This window comes from Bacillus sp. 105MF (genome assembly GCF_000374885.1).
Taxonomy (GTDB): domain Bacteria; phylum Bacillota; class Bacilli; order Bacillales; family Bacillaceae_G; genus Bacillus_A; species Bacillus_A pseudomycoides.
The window spans coordinates 67,724-88,592 of record NZ_KB895584.1; the positions used below are offsets into that span (position 1 = coordinate 67,724).

Consider the following 20,869-nt stretch of genomic DNA (forward strand, 5'->3'; position numbering starts at 1 on the left):
TGATAGAGGTTGATAATGTTTGAAGTGATTATGCGTTAGTGGGCATCATTTAAGTGGTGTTTAAATAATTTGTTTTTTAATTTACAAAAATGGCGTTATACAGTTTTGCTAGTGGAGGGTGTATGTACTAAGATAAAGATACGATACAGTCGCTCCTGGTCCCAGCACATTGTGTAGGGATTTTTTCATAAAGAAAAGACACCCAAATGAGTGTCTTTTCTTTAATAATGAAATTCGATAAGTTGTTAGTTTTTTCTGGTGTGATGGGAAGAGTAAACCAAAATTCACTTCCCTGTTTCCCATCTGAGCGATCTCTCACACCAATTTCTCCGTTGTGCATTTCAATTAATGATTTTGTAATGGCGAGTCCGAGACCGAATCCTCCAGATTGTGAACTTCTGGATTGACCTGTTCTAAAAAAACGTTCAAATACGCGTAATTTCATTTCCTTCATTTGGTTCAAAGCGATACCCTATCCCCCAAACCGTATGAATCCAACGATTCTTTATCGTATGTTTCTCCAGCTTCTCACGTAAACGACTCACTAACACGGTTACCGTGTGTGTAACCCCGTCATATTCAAAATCCCAAATGAGTTCAAGAAGTTGCGAACGAGAAAATACTTGTTTTGGATGCTTTGCCATGACATAAAGTACCTCAAACTCTTTCACTGTTAACTCCACTTTATTTTCACAAACAAGTACACATCTCGTCTTTGGATAAATTTTTAAATCCGGAAATTCTATCACTTCTGATAGGAATTCTTTTTCTTGTATCGGTATCTGATTACCTCTCTTTAGTATAATTTGAACCCTTAATACTAATTCACGAGGTGAAAACGGCTTTGTTACATAATCATCCGCACCAATTGTTAAGCCTAAAATTCGATCTCTTTCCTCGCCTTTAGCAGTTAACATAATTATAGGGACATTTGATTGTTGACGAATTTCCTCGCATAATTCCCAGCCATCTTTTTTCGGCATCATCAGATCTAAAATAATTAAATCTGGTTGATACGTAAGAAATAAATCCCAGCCTTCCATTCCATTCATAGCTGTGTATACTTCATATCCTTCTCTTTCTAAGTATCGTTTGCATACTTCTCGAATATTTTCTTCATCTTCTATGATTAAAATTCTTTGTTTCATATATAATCCTCTCTTCTTTTTCATCAATCACAAAAGAAATGTTTCTTTTATCTTCTTTAATCTAATAAATCTATGAAACTTAGATATACAGCTATTATCACTGATAGTATTGTTAGGTTAGAAGCCAGCACTTTGGTCTTCTATTCACTAAAAATTATGAAAAGCGATTCTATAATCCAGATGGTAATTTTAACAATTGATTCCTCGTATGTTTAGATACGTTCTGTTTATATACCATTTCTAGAAGAATAAATTACTGGAGAATGTTCAGTTTGGGGCGTACTTTCTCTATCAGCTCTCCTAGCTCTGCAAAGACTGTATCACGATGTCCACTTCGTACAGTATGACCACTTTCAGAAGGAGCTGTAGTACTATCACTTACAAACATACCAACTCCTTTTTTCAATGTGGTGTCATTGTTCCAGGAAACGCACTTGTTACCGAATATTCTACTGTTAATAGCGCCATCGCATGGATTGGTGAAATTTTCTTTTTTATTTTTCTCCTCGTATACTTTTTCACATCCCATTGGATATATTAATAAGATATATCTGTTATATAAAGATGAAATGCAGATTACATGCATTTCATTTAAAGATATAATTGCGAAAAGGGAAAATGATAATTGTATCCAAAACACCTATAAATGTGTATATATAAAATTCTTACCTAATTAACTATATTTACATTCAGTTTATAGAAGAAAAATATGTGATGATAGGTAAAGATAACTATAATTTTTTAACACAAACAAAGTACAGCTATTTCTATAATGTATTTTGAGAAAAGTTAAATTTGTATATTTTTTACAAAAATAACATATAATTATTATTGAAGAGCAATCTGTAAGTCCCATTGAAATATGTGGTAAATTTACATGGGATATGAAATACATATAAGTAAAAAAGAGATAATGCACTTAATAAAAGTGTTCTTATCTCTTTTTTACTTATATGATGTAGCATCAATTGTGAGGACATTAAACGAACATTTGTTTAAAACATTTCGGCTCTGAAAGTATAGTACCTAGAATAAGTGTGAAATTTTTTAAAGCATCTAATTTATTCAATTTCACGTTTATTGTGTAGATTTTATATAACAAAGAAGAAGTAAGGAGAAAGAGAAAGAAAAACAAAACCGCACAGATCTTTTTGAATACATATTTTATTTCTATAATATAAATATTACACAGATCTTTCAGCAGTCTTATTTTTTTCTGATGTGATGGGAAGAGTAAACCAAAATTCACTTCCCTGTTTTCCATCTGAGCGATTTCTCACACCAATTTCTCCGTTGTGCATTTCAATTAATGATTTTGTAATGGCGAGTCCGAGGCCGGATCCTCCAGATTGTGAACTTCTAGATTGATCTGTTCTAAAAAAGCGTTCAAATACACGTAATTGGTCATTTGGAGTAATTCCTTCTCCTTCATCACGCAAAATGAATTGGACTTGTTGCTTCTGCTTATTTTCCTCTACAATCAACTCAATTGTTCCGGAGACAGGAGAATACCGAATCGCATTATCTAACAAATTACTGATAACTCGCGCTATTTTACATGGCATGATTAAAAGCCGAGGTAATGTATCAGGAACATGCAATTGTAAATCAATCTGTTTGTTCGCTGATAAGACAGAGTATGACTCAAGTACATCTAATAGAACTTTATCCATATGTGTGAAACTTGGATAAAAATCTACTTGTCCAAGTTCTAACTTTGAAAGATCAAATAAGTCATTAATTAATCCACTTAATCGTTTTATTTCTTTTAATGTCGTCGCTAAGTACTGCTTTTTCATTTCAGGATCTTCAATGAGGTCATCTTGTATTGCTTCTATCATTAATTGCATACTAGCCATAGGCGTGCGTAAGTCGTGTGAAATATTCGTAATCAGCTCTTTACGTGCTTTTTCCCCTTCTTCTAACTTAGTAAACCCTTCTTCTAACTTTTTTGCCATCTGTTGAAAGGCTGTTGCTAATTCTTTAAACTCCTGCGGTTCTTTTCCAATTATATACATTGTTTCAAATTGTCTATCACTAAATTGTTTCGTTAATGCCATTAAATTTTTGATAGATCTCATGATAGGGCGTGTCATTAACCAGTAAATAAACGTTGAAATCATGAATGCAACAACCGCAATTATTGTTAATAGCCTTGTTTGTTCTGGTTCAAGTAACATTTTCGTCTCACTATACCATATAGCAAGTACCATGATACTGGTACTTAATACATTCATCAGTAACAATTGAATACGTAATCTCATGTTTCATTTCCTCCATTTGGCTCAAAACGATATCCTATCCCCCAAATCGTATGAATCCAACGATTCTTTATCGTATGCTTCTCCAGCTTGTCACGTAAACGACTGATTAACACGGTTACTATGTTTGTAGTCACTTCATGTTCAGTATCCCAAATAAGTTCAAGAAATTGAGAGCGAGAAAATACTTGTTTTGGATGTTTTGCCATGACATAAAGTACCTCAAACTCTTTCGCCGTTAGCTCCACTTTATTTTCACAAACAAGTACACATCTTGTCTTTGGATAAATTTTGAAATCTGGAAATTCTATTATTTCTGATAGGGATTCTTTTACCTGTATCGGTATCTGGTTATTTCTTTTTAGTATAATTTGAACTCTTACTACTAATTCACGAGGTGAGAACGGCTTTGTTACATAATCATCTACACCCATTGTTAGTCCTAAAATTCGATCCCTTTCCTCGCCCTTAGCAGTTAACATAATAATAGGTACATTTGATTGTTGACGAATTTCCTCGCATAATTCCCATCCATCTTTTTTCGGCATCATCGAATCTTAAATAATTAAATCTGGTTGATACGTAAGAAATAAATCCCAACCTTCTGTGCCATTTACAGCGGTATATACTTCATATTCTTCTCTTTCTAAATACCGTTCGCATACTTCTCGAATATTTTCTTCATCTTCTACGATTAAAATTCTTTTTTTCATCTGTAATCCTCTCTTCTTTTCATCAATAATACAATAGGTTCTCTTATATGCTTTCATCTAATAAATATGTAAACATCCCCCTACTCAAGTAGGTGGCATCACGCTCGGCTAAAAACCGACTAAAGTTCGTTACAACAAATAAAAAACAAAACTTATAAGGCTAAAGTTGATACCGTCTAAAGACAGTGGTTTTTAACCACTCGTTTGGAAAATAAAATTTAGATATGAAGATGTAACAACTGATCGTATCACTAAATCAGAATCTCACACTTCGGTCTCTTAATGACCAAAAATTCAAAAAAATGCTATGTAATCCAGCTGACAATTTTAACATTGGTTTATTTACATGACTAGATAAATAATCTAAATCGTCGTATTTATCTAGTCATACAAACAGAAATTTTAAATCAGGTTTTTTTACGAAGATTATTCATTTATCCTGTCAGAATCGACTTTATGATGTATCTGTTGTCCAAGATCTTTATAATCATAAGATTGTATCTTGAAAAGGCCTATATAAGACGCTACTCTGCATTCTGAATCAGTTTTTCAATATATATACATCTAACCTACCGTATAAAAGCTTATAATCTGATAAGAAGTCATTCCCATAAGGAAATTATTTGGATAATGCTTATATTTGAATATTATTTTCGCATTTAAAAACAGAAACAGCCAATTTTTAGAATGTCAAGTCAAAGAACAATGGATTCAAACAATTGACAACGATATATAGTTCTACAATAACAAAAAATCCAGAAAAAAACCAAATCAGTGTGCCCCGATTCTATATCGAAACACACTGATAGCTTCGCCTTTTTAGAGATGTCCACTTTACAGAAACAAAACCAATATTCACCTAAATTAGGGTCCAGTAAATGTTGACAAGTCCAAAATCAGCCTACATTCTTGTGTCTAACTTTTTGGGTTCCGTTCATTACCGGTGTTTTTTTAAACTTTGCAACAAAACCGTTCCCTTTTACTTAGCTTTTTCGAAAGTCCAGCTATTGAAATTCTTATTACCATATGACACATAACCGTTATAAGGCAGCCCTATATCGTTACCATCAGATTGTAGTTTCCAAGCAGACTTGTAAAAACGGTCGTCCTTTCCATATAAATGATCAATTTTAAAAGTACTTGCATTTTGTTTTTGGTCAAAATGGATATAACCATCTTGAAGTTTTAAATATTCATAGCCTGAATAAGCACTATTTTGAACTTTAATGTGTACCTCTTCACCTGTTTTGATTGGTTGTCCAGGTTTAGGCTGCCCTTTTCTTTCAATAATTAGATTAACTGGTTTAAGGTAATTCCCAGCAACCGCAAGGTATTGCCAATTATTACTACCTTTATAACTTTGCACAGCATATCCATTAGATTTCATAGTATAAGGAGTTCCTTCTACAACAAGTGCGTCGCTGCCCTTTTCTGTCACATAATTATCATATTCTTGATCATACGTAACAACTGTAGAAATTTTTTGTGTCGGAAGTTTCTTTTGTGCATCATTGATTTCAAATGTAACTTTTTGTGTTGGATTGAAATCATTCAAACTTACAGTTTCTTTAGACTCATATACGTTTCCTTTTTTCACTAATGTTACTTGTTGTGTTTGTTTGGACTTTTTATTTTCAAAAGAAGCAGAGATTTCATTACTTGCTCCGAATAAGCCAGGTACGACTGATGCATAAAACTTTTTCGTAAATGGATTATAAGCACTATGTGACAATTCTGGTTGCTGAATTTTTGTGAAAACACCGACTTTTGCTTTTTTCGATACATAAGATTTTTTAGCATTTTCTAGATTATCTTTCGCAATAATAGCTTGCTCTCCGTTGCTATTATCTATAAATTCATTTATCTTTGCAGAGTCCACTTTAACATGCTTAAGAACCTCGTTAAACGTTAAATTTGTATCACTACCAACACCTTCTGGTGCATACATTCTAAACTTCGGTTTATTCCCGATATCAGTCTCTAGTAATGCAGTAGCAGAATTTACATCAGATTCATATTTCCCTGAATCTCCTAAAGTTATATATTTTCCATCTTCCTGCATATACAAGTCCATTGTACTCGTAGGTAGTACTTCAACAGAAAGAGGGGCACCTTGTTCAACAGCTTTTAATTGATCTAACGATAAATAAATCTTTACATCTGGGTTATTCTCTACACTGTCTACCAATACTTCTGTTGTATTTCTTCCACCTTTTTCTGTACTTAACTGATTTGCTTTATAACGTTCTTGTGTTCCCTTTGATGTATGGATAATATCTTCTCCTAAACGAATGTTAAAATGAGGTGAAACATTTTGAGCAGACGCCGTCCCTGTATTTTTATATTCTAACTGTATGCTCACTTGCGCTGCTTTTGCTGAATCAACAGTTTTTGCGGTAGACCAATCAAGATTAGAAGAATATCTTTCTGTATCTGTTGATGTTTTCGAGTATCCATAACTTACATTTACTGAGGCCTTTCCAGACGGAACAGGACCAGCTGCTGAACCTTCAGCACCACCTTCTACACCTGCTCCTATACCAAACGAATGTTGTGTCGATACACTTTTTTCCCAACCTTGATTAATGGACCCACCGTTTGAATCCGTAATAGACGCAACAGGAGTAATCTTAATACGTTTTACGCCAATTTGTAAATTCGGCATATTTGCAACCATTGGATTAAACTCAGTATCAGAGCTATTGCCATAGTGCTGAACTTCATATGCATCTGAAAAAGCATCTCCATCCGAATTCCCCATCATAGGATTCGTGATAAATTTCAACTTATTTTTGTCTGTCTCTGGATTCCATGCCCGAGCCTCATTTTTCCCAGTTTGTCCATTGAATTCAATTTTATAGCCATGTATCTCTAGGTCGTTAGAAATACCATCTTTATCCCAATCGTTATTTTGCACTTCAATTTTTTCAGTAGACATCTTTCCCTTTTTTCCGTCCGTTCCATAAATAACTTTTCCTTCTTTTGCATTTGCATCCTCTTTGAATATTTCAACTGTACTTCCTGCATTCGGCTGCTTTACGTCTGCTAAAGCAGGGGATGCTATAGTCAGTGCCATCGTTACACTACCTAATACACTAAGTGCTGGTTTCAATTTCTTCATCGCTATTTTTCCTCCTTGTTTTCTAGGTGAGTTCGAACACCTACTAGTAAGATTAACTTCATCATATCTAACATATCTCTCATTTCTCTCTCATAAATGTTATAAAACTCTCTCATAAATGTTACAAAACTCTTACAGAGGCTTTAATGGGTACACAATTTGTTTTTTATTCTATTTAAATATCTGACGGACTAGAGCACGAACCGTCTTACTACCCCTTTATGGAACATTAATCAAAGATTCAAAATAGGAGAGTAGAATATGAGAAAAATAGGTTATGTACGAGTAAGTTCTGTTGATCAGAGCCCAAAGAGACAATTACAACAAATGAAGGAAATTGGAATGGACATTATATATGAAGAAAAGTTGTCAGGTGCTACTCAAGACAGAGCTGAACTTCAAAACATGTTAAATGTTCTTAGGGAAGGCGATACAATTTATGTAACAGATTTAACTCGTATTACTCGTAGTACGAGGGATTTATTTGAATTAGTTGATTACATAAAAAATAAAAAAGCTAACTTAAAGTCATTAAAAGATACATGGTTGGATTTATCTGAAGAAAATCCATATAGTCATTTCTTGATGACAGTAATGGGTGGAGTAAATCAATTGGAGCGTGATTTAATTCGCATGCGTCAGCGCGAAGGAATTGATCTTGCAAAAAAGGAAGGAAATTATCAAGGACGAGTTAAAAAATATCATGAAAAGCATGCTGGAATGAATTATGCACTTAAGCTGTATGAAGAAGGAAATATGACAGTGAAACAAATTTGTGAAATTACGAGTGTATCTAGATCTTCTTTATATTAGGAAGATACACGATTTAAAATAAGTGGTTCGATTATGCTCTGACATATATATCCTTATTATAGAAACATTACTGCGGACTAGAGCAGCAACCCTGTCAATAGGCCTTGAAGGATTAAACCTTTGACGGCGTTTTAATAGTTTTATTATTCCTCTTTTATAACCATTCTTTAAATTCTTCAAAAATAAACTCTCCATTGACCTCGATAGTAGTATCTGGCTTACTTCCATCATAATAAGATATATCCCTAGTTATCCCTGTCCAATTGATATGAAAAATCCCATTTCCGTTGTATTTCATTTTCAGTACATTATTATTAACCTCTTGGTGTTCAAAGTAATATATTCTTACTGCTAAATCGTTACTATCTTCATCATATCCTTTAGAAATAATAAATTCTTGTTCTCCAAAATTTTCGAGTTTTAAGTTATCCATATAAACAGTTACCTCTCTACTAGGATTCATTTTACAATCTACTGTATCAGGTAATGATTGAATTGGTTCTTGCTCTGTTTCTACTTCAAGCCATAGCATTATTTTATTTTCTTGCTTCTTCACCGCATATATTTTAGCTTCAGAAATTTCGTATTTCTCAATTCCATTAAAACGGTTGATAGTAAAGCTCCCCATTAAACCATCTCCTACTCATATGTTATTAAAATCGGATTAATAAGTATCTGCTTCATATAATATTAACTTATTACTAAGTCCACTGTTATCTATCTAAAAGTAGAAAAGTATACATTTCTACTTTTGCGGCTCTGTTGCAAAGTTTTCGAAACTCAAGTACACTTTGCAACAGAACCATAAAATCACTTTCCATATATTTATCTTATTATATATATCTTTCAATTTACTTTTATAAATGTTACAAAAATCTTTCAAAGGTCTGACGTATTTGCTGATGAAACTAACAAACAAGGAAACCCGCATGTTCATTAGATTTATAGTTAATCTTTTTAAATAAATATATAAATTATATATTTATGTAATATTTCATAAAACATTTGTTGTTTATTCTATTATAATATTCAAGGGTAGTAGACGAAATGCAACATAATAATTTATCAGACGGAGAGAGAATAATCATATGTATCCAAAATTCATTGACAAAATGGCGTTTTCGAAGGCGCATAAAGAGTTATTAATTAAACTGTATAATAAAGAAATTTCAAGAAGCGAGTATAATCAATTGGTAGATGCTTTTTATCGTCCACAACAAAAGTAAATATGAAGTAAGTGTTTATGGTTTTATGTCTTTTATAGCAACGAAGTTCATTTTTATCATTTTTGGGGCAAGCTGTTCTGTTAGGTTGATGGGCATGTGGCGGTACCACACATCCATCAACTTAAGAATATTTACTACCCATTATTGTTAAAAACGTTATTCTTTCTAGATTAATAAGAAAGGATAACACACAAAAAGTAGCCCTAAAATATACACCACTCATGTAGTATATTTTAGGGCTACTTGACGTTTACTATACCTCCTTATTAAGAAAGGATTAGGTTTCAACACCTAACCCTTTTCATACGTTTATTTTTGTTTTACGAAACGGTATGTTTGGAAATTCTCGCCATCAAACAGTTGCATTTTATTATCTCCAAAGTTTTGGACTTTTAATGCTATAATATGTCTTTCTGAATCAATAGGTTTTCCCTCTGCATATGCTTGTTTAATAGTTAACATTAATTCAGAAGAGTCTTTACGGTATACCCAAGTCCCTGTTACATAATTCTTTTTACTAGGATACTCGGCTCTTGCATAAGTTTCAAATGTGTTACCTTTAAAGATAAATGTAGGTATAAATTTACCGTCTTTTTCAAAACCCCAACTACCTTCAAACTCTTTACCTTCTTTTGTTGTGTTTTTCTTAACAGCATCTATGTCAATACCGGCTTTTCTATCTAAATCTTTTAAATCTTGCTCAGTTACCGTACCGTCACCTTCACTTACTGTTTTCCTAGTACCGATTGATTTCTTATCGTTAATAACGTTCTCGAACTTTGACCAACACTCTTTTGCTTTTTTCAGTTCTTCATCAGACTCTTTTACCATCGCTAAATGTGATGATGTAGTTTTGTCTTTAGCACTATATATTTTCTTATTGAGTTCAAATGATTTTTTAAAGTGATTCATTGATTCTGCTACGTTTTTATGTACATCTTCATACTCACTAGGAGGTTCGATATTTAAGACCTTATCAGTTACCGTTATTAAACCGCCAAGTTGACTTTGTAGTGTTTCTAAGGAACTATCTTGAGTACTTTTTCTTGCAGGGAGGTTTAGTATCCGTTCGTGTTCTGTATACTTCCTATTAAAATCTAGACAAAGTTCATAGACTTTGTTAGGGTAGTCCTCTTTTGAAAGCTTTACTTTCTTATTTTCTTGTTTTGCTTCAACTTTTGACTTATTATCAGTCGATGCTTTATCTACCCCACCACATCCCGCTAATAGCATGATAGGGATTGCTACCGATAGTACTTTGTTTCGTTTCATAGCTTACTAGTCCCCCTTTTGGCATGATACATTTATTTTTGCTTTACTAACCTAATATTATCTTTTGCCTTACCGTCATTTAATTCAAGCTTACCGTTTTCTTGAAAAACATATATAGATTTTGCAATAACGGTAAATGAACAGACTTCGTTTATAACACCATCAAATCCTTTAAGTGGTATTACGTTGACTTATAAGGGGCACACATCCTAAAACGAAATGCTTACTATGATTATTTAATAAATACTTTCATAATTTGATCTGCGGAGGCTGTATCTAAACGCCATTGATTTTTTCCGTGTTTCAGCATAGTAATTTTAACTGTTTCTTCCGTATCACCAGGTCTTGCTTCTGGTATTAACTGTACTGCATAATCGAATAATTTCTTCGTCAACTCCTCTTTGGTGATATTTGGATTTTGATTTGCGATTGTCATCGCTTCACTTTGAAATCTAGATTTCAACTCGTTCAACATAATTGGTTTCGCTTTTAGTTCAACTTGAGCTCTATCTCCATCTAGGGATACTACCTTCGTTTCAAATTTCACATTTTTTTGGAATGCTGTTTTTAAAGTTTTATAGTAATTTAACATCCCTTGCTCATCGATTTGATTGTTAAACATTCTTTCATTTGTTCTTTTAAAAGAAGATTCTACTGCTTTCACAAACGCAGTACCATCTTCGCCTGATAAATCATTAATTTTGTTAGAATCTTTATCATAGAAGGCTGCATTTAAATATGCGGTCAAAGCCTCAGCAGGTCTTTGTAGCTCTTTTGCTTTTTCCGCCAATTCTTTTCCTTGGATTTTAAATGAAATTTTCTCTTCTTTTTCTTTTTTCGGATCCATAATGTACTTTTTATAAACCAATTCATAAGAAGACGAATCTTTCACATTATAATAAATGGTTCCAGATACTTTTTTCCCGTTATCGACATCTCCTCCTTTTAACTCATTTGGATCTGACGTATAATAAAGGTTCGTTTTTTCATCTTTTTGGTATAGTGAAAAATCTTGTGGCAACATTTTAATTACCTTATCACCTTTATTTTTCAAACTCACCTTCACCTTTAAAACTCTGTCATTTGTTTGCTTCGCAAATTGTCCTGGTAAGACAAATTCCGCACTTTCTAATTTCAGCTCAATATTTTGTGTTTTTCCTGTATCCCCAACTCCATATACCTTATTCTCTTTTACTTCCGTTGAGCTTTTGGATGAATCGCAACCACTTACAAAACCTACTGTAAGAATAGCTGCAAAACAAGCACTCATAAACTGCTTAATCTTCATACTGCATTTCCACCTTTCCCCTTAACAACTTTAAGAATTTTTTCTCAACATTCCCATTTTATAACAAAGTCGAAAGATTTGTACATATCCTAGCATTCACTTTTCGTTAAAGATTAATATCAAGATATTATGTTTGCCCTCGCTGATTATTAGCCTTCTGAACCGAACTTTTACGAACAGTTGGTTCCTCTTGTATCTCTTTGAAGACTGCTGTGAAATTCTTAATTTGGAATAAACAAAGGAGTGCTTATTTCTATAAAATAAGCACTCCTTTTATTTGTAAACGTCAAGTAACTTTAATAGATGTTTTTCCATAAAAAAACCTCCACATGTAGTATGTAAGGAGATTATCTCATTGGTTATTTTCAAATGGCAGGTGGGGAATAGTCGAGTAGGCCCAGGGGATTTCACCCTGAGCCTCTCACAGAACCGAACGTGAAAGTCTCCCTTCATTCGGCTCTTGTTATCCAATTGTCGGACGTATCCCCATTTGCCAGTGATAAAACAGGTTTGGTTGTGCTTTTGCCATACGTACTAAATATCTAAAGGCTTTAGCTTTGCTTCTTTTCACCGTTTTATACTTAAACCTGATAAATCTGACTAATGTGAGATTCACAAAGTCGAGTATCTTTCTTGCCTCACTTGCACAGAATTTTATAAAGTAATTTGCCCAACCACGTAAGATTGGATTCATAATGTCTGCTAGTTCCTCTAATGAGTATAGTTTATTCCGCTTTCTTATCTCGCGGATTTTATCTTTAAGGTGTTGTCCAGCACTTTTACTAACTGCAGGAGTAAAGGCATGAAAGAATGTTCCATATTTACTCTTGGCCCATCTCCTTCGAAATGTGTAGCCTAAAAAGTCAAACGATTCATGCTCATGTCGTTTTGAGAAATTATCACTTCTACAGTAGACGACTTTCGTCTTTTCTGGATGTAGCTCTAACTTACATGACATCATTCTTTCTTTGAGCTTTTCTAAGAGTCTTTCTGCTTCCTCTTTGGTTTGACAATGTATCACTGCATCAATGGCAGAGCGATTAGGTCTATATCCATAAGAATCAGCACAGAATATCGGTTCAACAAGTGGCTCAAAATTCATACGAACTACCATTTGGGCAATTCTATCACTAATAGTTGGAATACCTAGCAATCTCTTTTTCCCGTTCTTCTTCGGGATTTCTACTCCTTTTACTGGATTAGGAAAATAGCTACCCGAAGACATTCTATTCCAAAGCTTGTACAAATTATTCTTCAAATCCTTATCAAACTCTGTGAAGTCAACTCCATCAATACCTCCAGCACCTCGATTCGCTTTTACACGTTTGTATGCTTCCAGTACTTGATATTGTGAAATCTCAAACGATTTTCCTTCTTTCATTAAATCCTCCCATTTCTGGTTGTTCAATTTCTGAAGTATAGATAACAGAGTCCCTTCGCTCCATTGCCATTACAGCCATTTCATCACTACTACGGATTCTTCCGCATCTGTATTCTGCATCACTACTTTCATCCTTGTCAGTTCATCGCTTGGATTTTTCGCTTATCATCAGAATACAAACTTCTCCTGTTCCTTGTAAGAGCCTGTGCCATACTCCTGCAACCTTTACGCCGACAGCCATCTGAACAGTAATCAGGTTTCTTTCAGACTCTTCCTAGAGGTGTCAAAAGCCCCTAGTTTTGACTGTATAGAAGTAGTAACGACGCTTCATCGAATTGTTCACTCTCGTTCAACTTTATGGCACACACCTGACTAATCTCTGTTAGCCTTTTCCATTTGCGCTCAGTACCACAACTTTTGATTGCAGCACCCAAAGGTGGTTTGAAACCTGTACCTGAATACCGATTTCGAGGGCCTTTCCTCATCTCTTACAAAGCATGAATTTCTCACATTTTTTCCCACTCCTTTCCGTGCAAGAAATCCTTCAGGACACACTTTGACGCTTACATTAATAAAAGATAAATAACAAAATCAAAAGCCCCAATTATCTAAATGTATATTAGATAATTGAGGCTTTTACATATCAATCTAATCCCTAAAATTTCTTTTTCTCAAACTTTTAATGTAATAACAAAGATTCCCTATAAATACAAAAAACCATATAATACACATAATCCATTTTAAAATAGAGCCTAACTTAAAACCATCTCCTGAAAAATGACAATTATCATTGCAATACTTATTACCATCATAAATAGATAATAACTCATTTTATTTTTATTTAATTAATAAGACATATATACCTCCTTAAAAATATCTACTCTATATAATTCTTTATAACAATATAAATAAAAATAATAATATATTTCAAATAATTAGTTTACATTCATATCCTTGATTTTATCGTGAGTTAATCATTTTCTTCAAAAACATCAAGAAAAGTATACATTAAAAACACTGTGAATAAAGAGGGTATAATGCTTGTAACAAAAAAAGAAAAGGTTAGATCCATACTAACTTTTTTACATAATTTTCGTTATCGGTAGTAAAAAGGATCTTTGAATAAAGATCCTTTTTATTTCATAACTATTATCTAATTTTATTCATTAAAAAAAGAATTTATTGGAATGAATCTTTAAGCTCAGGTGAATTAGAATAGAATTTCGCTTTTGATGGTTGAACACTACAAATAAATAGTGTAATAGATACCAAAAACATTATAAATGCTCCTGAAACTACAACAAATCGTATAGATATAAGCTCGGAAGAAATACCAAAGATTGCAGTAACGGTAATAATTAAAAAAGCCTCAATAAACCCGTAAATACTTATAACTCTCCCCATCACATCAACAGGTATATTGTTTTGATAAAATGTGTAAAAACCAGTATTAGAAAAGGCAGTAGCAAACGACAAAACAAAAACTCCTATAGATGCTATAAAAAAGGTATTAGAGGATGTAAAAACCATATAACCTACTGCAGTTATTAAGGCACCCATACCAATAAGCCATGAGGTAGGTATTTTTTCAATAATTATTGCATTGGATAAAGAACCTGCTAATACTCCTGCTCCAGCAATACTGACTAAGACTCCATATTCACCTTCAGATAAGGAAAGTATCCTAGTTGCAAAAGCAGCTTCCAACGAATCTGTAGCTGTCATCATGACTATCATCGCACTAAACAAAAGATAAATCATCATAATATATAAATACTTACGACTAAATCTAATAACAAGCTTCCAATCATCTATTAATAACTTAAGGGATAATTTTGTTGTATCTGATGTTTTTTCTAATTGTGCAGAGGATTCAACATTAGGCATTCCTACTGTAATTAATGCAGATAAAAATAAAGCTACAGCATTGATATAAATAGCCATATTAGGTGTACCAATTGTAAACATCATTCCTGCTATTGCTGGTCCAGTCAAAAAAGCTCCGGAATCAAGTAGGCTACGTAGAGAATTGAAACGTTTTCTTTGTCCTATTGGTATTAACTTCGTGATATAAGTTACCGATGTTGAGTGGTATATAGAGCTCGCTATTGTAATAAGAAAGACCATAGCATATATAAGCCCTAAAGAAGAGAAGAAAGGTAATGATGCAATTAGCACAGTCTGAAAAACATCTAGTGCTATCATGAGATACTTTTTATTTAAACGATCTACAAGACTTCCTGACCAAATATTAGTAAACAACGTTGATAAAGCCCTAATAATATATAAACCAGAGACAGCAATGGCCGACTCTGTTATGTTAAGAACGATAAGGTTTAGAGCGATAAAGTAAACCCAACTTCCAACACTTGAAACACCAATGCTAAACAATAAGATAGATGGATACCGCCAATTTTCCAATGTTTTTTTTAAACTCAATTGAATTCCTCCTAAAATATAATCAGATAGAATGCAACACTTAAAACGAAATAAAAAAATCCCACCCCCAAGACTTAAGTGTCTTGGGGACGAGATTTTAGATCGCGGTACCACCCCAGTTTATTAATATGTCGCCATATTAACCTTATCAGGTACAACAAAAATGCTTATACCCTAGCTCTATAACGGGAGCGCCCGTCACACTATCCCCCTATAGTCGGTTCCAATGTGCTGCTCTGAGCCTTGCTTCAATAAAGAAATTCTAACCCCTTTTCAGCTACCAGGGTTCTCTGTATAGAATTCACTTTATTTACTCTTCTCTTCATTGCATTTAATTTCATATATACTAACATTATTGGATATATATTGTAAATGTTTTTTGCATCTCATATACAAACTTAGTTAACATAATCCTAATTATTGGTAGTATCGGAAAAAGCTCACTTAGTATCTCTTTTCAGATAAGAAATGAGCTTTTTCGTTTTTTGGGTGACTCGATTTCTTAGCTTGATAGACATGTGGTGCTATCCTATACCGGTCTCAGTTGAGCGGGTTTTGTTTTAAATACGACTGTTTCGAATTCTTTTCTATATATCTTAGTTGGTAACTTAAGACGTGATAAATAATATCCTTGCTTATCTTGAATAGACTTAAAGTTCTTGTAAACGAAAATATCCTAAGTCACGAATATATAGTTCATTCTTTTGTGCCATACCTGTTCGAGCCGCACCATACGCCTGATCACTTCGTTTTTCTGGTTCAATTTTCACATCAGAAAATTCTCCACTCAACAAGTCATACTCTAGTTGAATTTTTACACCAGCTTTATGACTACATCCTCCGGCACCAGGATAAGTAGCTGCGAATCGATCTGGAACTTGAAAGGTTGTAGAATCAAGGATGCGAATACGCTCAAAGTAAGCAGAATGAGAATGAGAAATCCTAGATAACCCTCCAATTTTAGCTTGTAGAAGTGTAGTAAATACATTTCGAAAGAAGGCTACAGAAGCCGCGTTAAATCGTCGATTAAGTCCCTCAGGACTTAATAAAATTCCTGTTGAAGTTTCTAATTGACTACAAAGTTGAGTAAGAGAGGTAGTAGCGATTTGTTGATTTAACCATACACACAAAGATAAAAAATGGTGCCCATGGCACTTACGTTTTCGTTTCATTCCGCCTGCTTCTATAGCTAATTGATTAAGTGTAGCGGGAGACATATAGCAATATAACTCTTCGGCAAATAAAGACAACTCTTGTTTTTGATGCATATTCATAAAAAGCACGTCACCCTTTCTCATTAACATAAGAGAATAGTAACGTGCTTTTAACTTCAAGAATAGTCTAAATCCTTAAGTTGATGGATGTGTGGCAGCATCCCTTAAATAAATTCGAAGAACTCTATTCTAAAAAATACATCTATATTTTACTGGTGATGATAAGTTAATTAAAGTTGATGGATAGCCAAACTCCATTGAAGCATCTATAAATTCTTCTAAATGTTGCACCGATTCAGTGACTATTTTCACCAAATAACTATATTGTCCGGCTAATCTGTGGCACTCAAAGACCATAGGATTTTCTTTGCAAAAATTTCTGAATTGTTGACATTTTTTTGATTCAAACAAAACAAAAGCCGTTACATTCTTATTTAATTTCTCTGGGTTTATAACTGCCCTATAGGCTGTAATAATATTTTTATCCTCTAATTTTTTTACTCTTTCTTTTACAGCTGGTGTTGATAAGTTCACCATTTTTCCTAGTTCAGTCATAGATATACGTCCATCTTCTTGAAGAATATGTAAAATATTTCGGTCAATATGGTCTATTCTAAACATCCCCTTTTTATTTAAAGCAAAACGCTTATAATGAATAAATTTTTTAAGTTTTTTGGATGAAATAGCTAATAATTTGTATTTAAACAAAATTATATTATATTTATAATTTTATGTATATAATGAAAAAAATGTTATTGGAGGAATAAAAATGGGACTTGAGATGAGAAAATGTTGTGAGAAATGTAATAATAAGATTGAAGAGCAATCTTTGGCTTTTATTTGCACACATGAATGTACATTTTGTGAGGAGTGTACAAAATTAATGAATTATGTATGTCCTAATTGTCAAGGAGAACTTGTTAAAAGACCTAGACCCCTATCTAGTAGTGTCTGCTCTCTTAACATATAACAATACTACTTATTAGGTTCGTAACGAAATAGGTTCAAAAGATAAAAGGGGGCGATATTATGATTATTAGAATGAAGAACGATATGGAGAACATATATATAAATTATAGCATAAAGGAGTTTTTATATTGAACCAAGCTTTGCTTATTATTGATGTCCAACAAGAATTAGTTGATGGTAATAACGAAACTAAAAATGTGCTTAATAAAGAAGCATTGTTAGATAATGTTAATTTGGTTATTAATAAAGCACTAGAATCACATGCTTTGATTATCTTTGTGAGGGATAAAGATGTTGCTGATGGCAAAGGTCCAGGTTTTCAAATACACCAGACAGTAAAAGTGCCAACCAATGCAAAAATATTTGATAAAGTAGCTACAAATGCGTTTTATGGTACACTATTAATGGATTTTTTAAAGGAAAACGAGATCGAACATCTTGTTATCATGGGATGTAAAACAGAACATTGTATTGACACAGCGGTTAGAACTGCAACGGTGAATCATTTTGATGTTACTTTAGTTGGGGATGGTCATTCAACGACAGATTCTTCAATCCTATCTGCTGAAAAGATAATAAGTCATCATAATGAAATACTTCATGGTCATTACAATGTTGACAATTTTTCTGTTGTTCGGACCAGCCAAGAGGATTTGTTTCAACCAATTCATAACAATTACCGATAAATCACTATTTACCCTGTTAAATTGAGAACCTAAAAAAATATTGATCTATAGCAATCAGGCGTGATTGTGGAATAACCCAAACCATATTTAAACGAATGTGTGTTATTATATTTTTAATATGGAATTATATCACACCAGAAACTAAAAAAGTTTATTTTAACCCCGTTCTAAAATTGGAACGGGGTTATGCGTATTTAAGAAATTAAAATAAAATACATGTATTTTAATTTTACATTTAATGGTTTATTTCTTAGATAGAAATTTCGTTTTGGGGAACAACCAATTTCTTAAGTTGATGGGAATGTGGTGCTATCCCATGCCCATCAAGCTTAGGAAAGCAAATACCCCCCAAACGAGAAAATTGACATCTCAAGTTGAAAATGTACAATTTTTTTGTTTTGAGGCATTATAAAATTCTAAAAAAGATCATTTCAATATACTATGAAATGATCTTTTATTCACCTTAACTATTTGCTAAATATTTCTCTAAATTTTAGTTTACGAGGATCTACGTTATTTTCTATCTGTAATTTTGAGTCGAATCCTTTTGCAATCCTTTTCCAATCTATCATTTTGAAATTCTGATTTACTATTTTCCCATGATCCATATTCTCTCCATCCTGTGCTAGAAAAATGCCATTTGGATATTTTTCTCCTAATCCAAAACTCATTACATCAATACCGTCTGTATCACTCGTTCCATCAACATTTTTACCATCAACAATAGCAAAATTACCAATATACTCATTGTTGCCTTTACGATCATACACTGCATAACTATTATTCCCCTGACTAGAAGCAATTAAATACCCTGTCCCATTTTTTCCATAATATATCGTCAAACCCTCAATATCTGCTGTTAAATGGTTTCCATCCGCACCATCTACTTTTGCAATCGGTTGGTTTCCTCCGTCTGGTTCCGCATTGAATTTCCAAATTGCCACATCTTCTTCACCGATATATATTGTTCCATATTCATCATCTGCTACAATTCCTTCTGATTGAGAACTTAGCTTTAATTCACGTACTTTCTTTCCTTCTATTTTTCCTTTTCCATTGTCAAATAACTCATATTGTTCAAAAGTTCCATCCTTCCCTACAACTAATGCGTAAAAAATACCCGTTTTTTGACTATGATAGAGACTAAACCCATATACTTCTTTCATGCTAGATTGAATGGGAGATCCCGTAATATTTTCTAATTCTCCTGTTTTAGGGTTTATCGCAAAAATATCGATTGTATTTGTAGAACGATTTGAAGCTGCCGCAATATCAATTTTTTTACCTCCAATTGGAAATCCATATCGTACATCAACATTATTTAGTTTCCCAAAGTTATACGAATGTAGTTGTTTTCCTTTTAAATTGTAGACAGACATCCCACCCTCTTTATTCGTTCCAATAATTTTACTTTTTTCAGAATCATGAGGATGAACCCAAATTGCTGGATCATCAGCTGCATCGCCCGCATTGGCAACTGCATCTGTTTCCTCTTTTGCTTCCACTTTTACAAGTTTTGAATGTTTTTGTTTCTCTTGTACACTTGGATTTGAAAATTCCCCCACCAAATTCGGTGTAGAATTTACTGTTAAAAATAATACACTCGTCATTAAAGCAACTGTTGACATTTCCTTTAACATTTGTAGTTCCCCCTTGAAAAAAATAATTTTCTTTATCCTGTTAACTAGAACAGATACACTTTTCTTGTATTATTTTATCTATTAATTTTTAATTATTTATGTATTTATTGTAAATTTTTGGATAAATGATTTACAGGATCTATCGTAAGCAGAACGTTACGTATATTGTGAAAATTATCCATCCAAAATAAAGTTGCACTATCCATAAAAAGTCTGGTTCTGGTGCAAAAACTCTAAAACTTTTGCAAGTAATCTCCTAAACTTGGACAGATTGATTTACGGGAGCAGTCTGTCCAAAACCAGAAAGAATTCATCCATCGATTGTTTGGGCTTACAGCATAAAATAGAATTCCGCTAGAAATATATGAGCTATATTCTCTTTTATTTTATCTTTGCATCAGAACCCTTGCGACCAAGTAAAAAAGCGCCCTGTAAACAGGGCGCTTCACTTTTACCTAATGACTAATATTAGCACTTGGGTATAATGTTGTTCCTCCAATTGAAACTTTCATTTCATTTGTTAATGGAACATTTTGTTCATTGATAATTGTTCTCCACCATTCCCATGCAAGACCTGTACATTCTCTTGCTACGACTTTTACATTTTTTGAATTCGGCGGAAGTGGTATGACTGTATTGAAATGAGCAGTTCTGTCTCTGCCGTTTCCTTCCCAAGTTTTATGGGTTAGTACTTCTTT

At 33.2% G+C, this 20,869-nt stretch carries 15 protein-coding genes, 5 pseudogenes and 1 other annotated feature; of the genes and pseudogenes, 5 read left to right on the top strand and 15 right to left on the bottom strand.

The genetic code is table 11. The features are described 5' to 3' along the window. Positions 1 to 226: 226 nt before the first annotated feature. From C564_RS37700 to C564_RS0122935, 6 genes and pseudogenes are all read right to left on the bottom strand, one after another. A pseudogene (locus C564_RS37700) lies at positions 227 to 442 on the bottom strand (ATP-binding protein); the annotation flags it as partial. Beyond that, on the bottom strand, positions 426 to 1,148 hold the full coding sequence (locus C564_RS0122910; RefSeq protein ID WP_018766986.1) for a response regulator transcription factor: 723 nt from the start codon (positions 1,146 to 1,148) through the stop codon (positions 426 to 428). The pseudogene C564_RS37700 and the gene C564_RS0122910, both read right to left, overlap by 17 nt. Positions 1,149 to 1,431: 283 nt before the next feature. Further along, positions 1,432 to 1,566: pseudogene (locus tag C564_RS0122915) on the bottom strand (class D sortase); the annotation flags it as partial. Positions 1,567 to 2,332: 766 nt separating this feature from the next. Next, the gene (locus C564_RS0122920; RefSeq protein ID WP_018766988.1) at positions 2,333 to 3,412 is read right to left on the bottom strand and encodes a sensor histidine kinase; all 1,080 of its coding nucleotides are present in this window, start codon (positions 3,410 to 3,412) and stop codon (positions 2,333 to 2,335) included. Next, a pseudogene (locus tag C564_RS0122925) lies at positions 3,409 to 4,122 on the bottom strand (response regulator transcription factor). The gene C564_RS0122920 and the pseudogene C564_RS0122925 overlap by 4 nt, the downstream one beginning before the upstream one ends. A gap of 979 nt (positions 4,123 to 5,101) precedes the next feature. Beyond that, positions 5,102 to 7,243 carry a binary toxin-like calcium binding domain-containing protein gene (locus tag C564_RS0122935; protein WP_018766990.1) on the bottom strand — a complete coding sequence of 714 codons (2,142 nt, stop codon included), beginning with the start codon at positions 7,241 to 7,243 and terminating at the stop codon, positions 5,102 to 5,104. Between the two features lie 261 nt (positions 7,244 to 7,504). On the opposite strand from C564_RS0122935, the gene C564_RS0122945 reads away from it, so the two are divergent. Further along, entirely contained in the window at positions 7,505 to 8,056 is a 552-nt protein-coding gene (locus C564_RS0122945; protein WP_018766991.1) for a recombinase family protein, read from the top strand. Positions 8,057 to 8,210: 154 nt separating this feature from the next. Here the strand turns inward: C564_RS0122945 and C564_RS0122950 are convergent, their stop codons facing one another. After that, positions 8,211 to 8,684, bottom strand: coding sequence for a hypothetical protein (locus tag C564_RS0122950; protein ID WP_018766992.1), 474 nt, complete (start codon positions 8,682 to 8,684; stop codon positions 8,211 to 8,213). A 460-nt stretch (positions 8,685 to 9,144) separates the two neighbouring features. Here C564_RS0122950 and C564_RS36915 point away from each other — a divergent pair, with 460 nt between their 5' ends. Beyond that, the gene (locus C564_RS36915) at positions 9,145 to 9,282 is read left to right on the top strand and encodes a hypothetical protein (RefSeq protein ID WP_003202758.1); all 138 of its coding nucleotides are present in this window, start codon (positions 9,145 to 9,147) and stop codon (positions 9,280 to 9,282) included. A gap of 309 nt (positions 9,283 to 9,591) precedes the next feature. Here C564_RS36915 and C564_RS0122960 read toward each other — a convergent pair whose 3' ends face one another. The 6 genes and pseudogenes from C564_RS0122960 to C564_RS0122985 all read right to left on the bottom strand — a co-directional run bounded on the left by C564_RS0122960 (position 9,592) and on the right by C564_RS0122985 (position 17,488). Beyond that, complete coding sequence (locus tag C564_RS0122960; protein WP_003202756.1) at positions 9,592 to 10,554, bottom strand: DUF3994 domain-containing protein; 963 nt, start codon at positions 10,552 to 10,554, stop codon at positions 9,592 to 9,594. Positions 10,555 to 10,786: 232 nt separating this feature from the next. Then, positions 10,787 to 11,842 carry a DUF5105 domain-containing protein gene (locus C564_RS0122965; protein WP_018766993.1) on the bottom strand — a complete coding sequence of 352 codons (1,056 nt, stop codon included), beginning with the start codon at positions 11,840 to 11,842 and terminating at the stop codon, positions 10,787 to 10,789. 463 nt (positions 11,843 to 12,305) lie between these two features. After that, complete coding sequence (locus C564_RS0122970; protein ID WP_003209607.1) at positions 12,306 to 13,223, bottom strand: group II intron maturase-specific domain-containing protein; 918 nt, start codon at positions 13,221 to 13,223, stop codon at positions 12,306 to 12,308. A 1,179-nt stretch (positions 13,224 to 14,402) separates the two neighbouring features. Beyond that, positions 14,403 to 15,662 carry an MFS transporter gene (locus C564_RS0122975; protein ID WP_018766994.1) on the bottom strand — a complete coding sequence of 420 codons (1,260 nt, stop codon included), beginning with the start codon at positions 15,660 to 15,662 and terminating at the stop codon, positions 14,403 to 14,405. Between the two features lie 82 nt (positions 15,663 to 15,744). Further along, positions 15,745 to 15,997, bottom strand: a binding site (T-box leader). 197 nt (positions 15,998 to 16,194) lie between these two features. Continuing rightward, a pseudogene (locus tag C564_RS33730) lies at positions 16,195 to 16,936 on the bottom strand (IS4 family transposase); the annotation flags it as partial. 129 nt (positions 16,937 to 17,065) lie between these two features. Continuing rightward, complete coding sequence (locus tag C564_RS0122985) at positions 17,066 to 17,488, bottom strand: Lrp/AsnC family transcriptional regulator (RefSeq protein ID WP_026008668.1); 423 nt, start codon at positions 17,486 to 17,488, stop codon at positions 17,066 to 17,068. Between the two features lie 157 nt (positions 17,489 to 17,645). Here C564_RS0122985 and C564_RS0122990 point away from each other — a divergent pair, with 157 nt between their 5' ends. Beyond that, on the top strand, positions 17,646 to 17,846 hold the full coding sequence (locus C564_RS0122990) for a DUF1272 domain-containing protein (protein WP_018766997.1): 201 nt from the start codon (positions 17,646 to 17,648) through the stop codon (positions 17,844 to 17,846). Between the two features lie 127 nt (positions 17,847 to 17,973). After that, the gene (locus tag C564_RS0122995) at positions 17,974 to 18,531 is read left to right on the top strand and encodes an isochorismatase family protein (protein ID WP_006097279.1); all 558 of its coding nucleotides are present in this window, start codon (positions 17,974 to 17,976) and stop codon (positions 18,529 to 18,531) included. Between the two features lie 467 nt (positions 18,532 to 18,998). Here the strand turns inward: C564_RS0122995 and C564_RS0123000 are convergent, their stop codons facing one another. Beyond that, complete coding sequence (locus C564_RS0123000) at positions 18,999 to 20,171, bottom strand: phytase (RefSeq protein WP_018766998.1); 1,173 nt, start codon at positions 20,169 to 20,171, stop codon at positions 18,999 to 19,001. Positions 20,172 to 20,429: 258 nt separating this feature from the next. On the opposite strand from C564_RS0123000, the pseudogene C564_RS36330 reads away from it, so the two are divergent. Continuing rightward, positions 20,430 to 20,513: pseudogene (locus C564_RS36330) on the top strand (IS6 family transposase); the annotation flags it as partial. 113 nt (positions 20,514 to 20,626) lie between these two features. Here the strand turns inward: C564_RS36330 and C564_RS32500 are convergent. Beyond that, the coding region (locus C564_RS32500; RefSeq protein ID WP_018766999.1) for a thiol-activated cytolysin C-terminal domain-containing protein at positions 20,627 to 20,869 on the bottom strand (243 nt) is incomplete at its 5' end.

Bases quoted from the DNA above. Each gene is read 5' to 3' on its own strand.
- C564_RS0122910 (WP_018766986.1), bottom strand. From the start codon at position 1,148: ATGAAACAAAGAATTTTAATCATAGAAGATGAAGAAAATATTCGAGAA.
- C564_RS0122920 (WP_018766988.1), bottom strand. From the start codon at position 3,412: ATGAGATTACGTATTCAATTGTTACTGATGAATGTATTAAGTACCAGT.
- C564_RS0122935 (WP_018766990.1), bottom strand. From the start codon at position 7,243: ATGAAGAAATTGAAACCAGCACTTAGTGTATTAGGTAGTGTAACGATG.
- C564_RS0122945 (WP_018766991.1), top strand. From the start codon at position 7,505: ATGAGAAAAATAGGTTATGTACGAGTAAGTTCTGTTGATCAGAGCCCA.
- C564_RS0122950 (WP_018766992.1), bottom strand. From the start codon at position 8,684: ATGGGGAGCTTTACTATCAACCGTTTTAATGGAATTGAGAAATACGAA.
- C564_RS36915 (WP_003202758.1), top strand. From the start codon at position 9,145: ATGTATCCAAAATTCATTGACAAAATGGCGTTTTCGAAGGCGCATAAA.
- C564_RS0122960 (WP_003202756.1), bottom strand. From the start codon at position 10,554: ATGAAACGAAACAAAGTACTATCGGTAGCAATCCCTATCATGCTATTA.
- C564_RS0122965 (WP_018766993.1), bottom strand. From the start codon at position 11,842: ATGAAGATTAAGCAGTTTATGAGTGCTTGTTTTGCAGCTATTCTTACA.
- C564_RS0122970 (WP_003209607.1), bottom strand. From the start codon at position 13,223: ATGAAAGAAGGAAAATCGTTTGAGATTTCACAATATCAAGTACTGGAA.
- C564_RS0122990 (WP_018766997.1), top strand. From the start codon at position 17,646: ATGGGACTTGAGATGAGAAAATGTTGTGAGAAATGTAATAATAAGATT.
- C564_RS0123000 (WP_018766998.1), bottom strand. From the start codon at position 20,171: ATGTTAAAGGAAATGTCAACAGTTGCTTTAATGACGAGTGTATTATTT.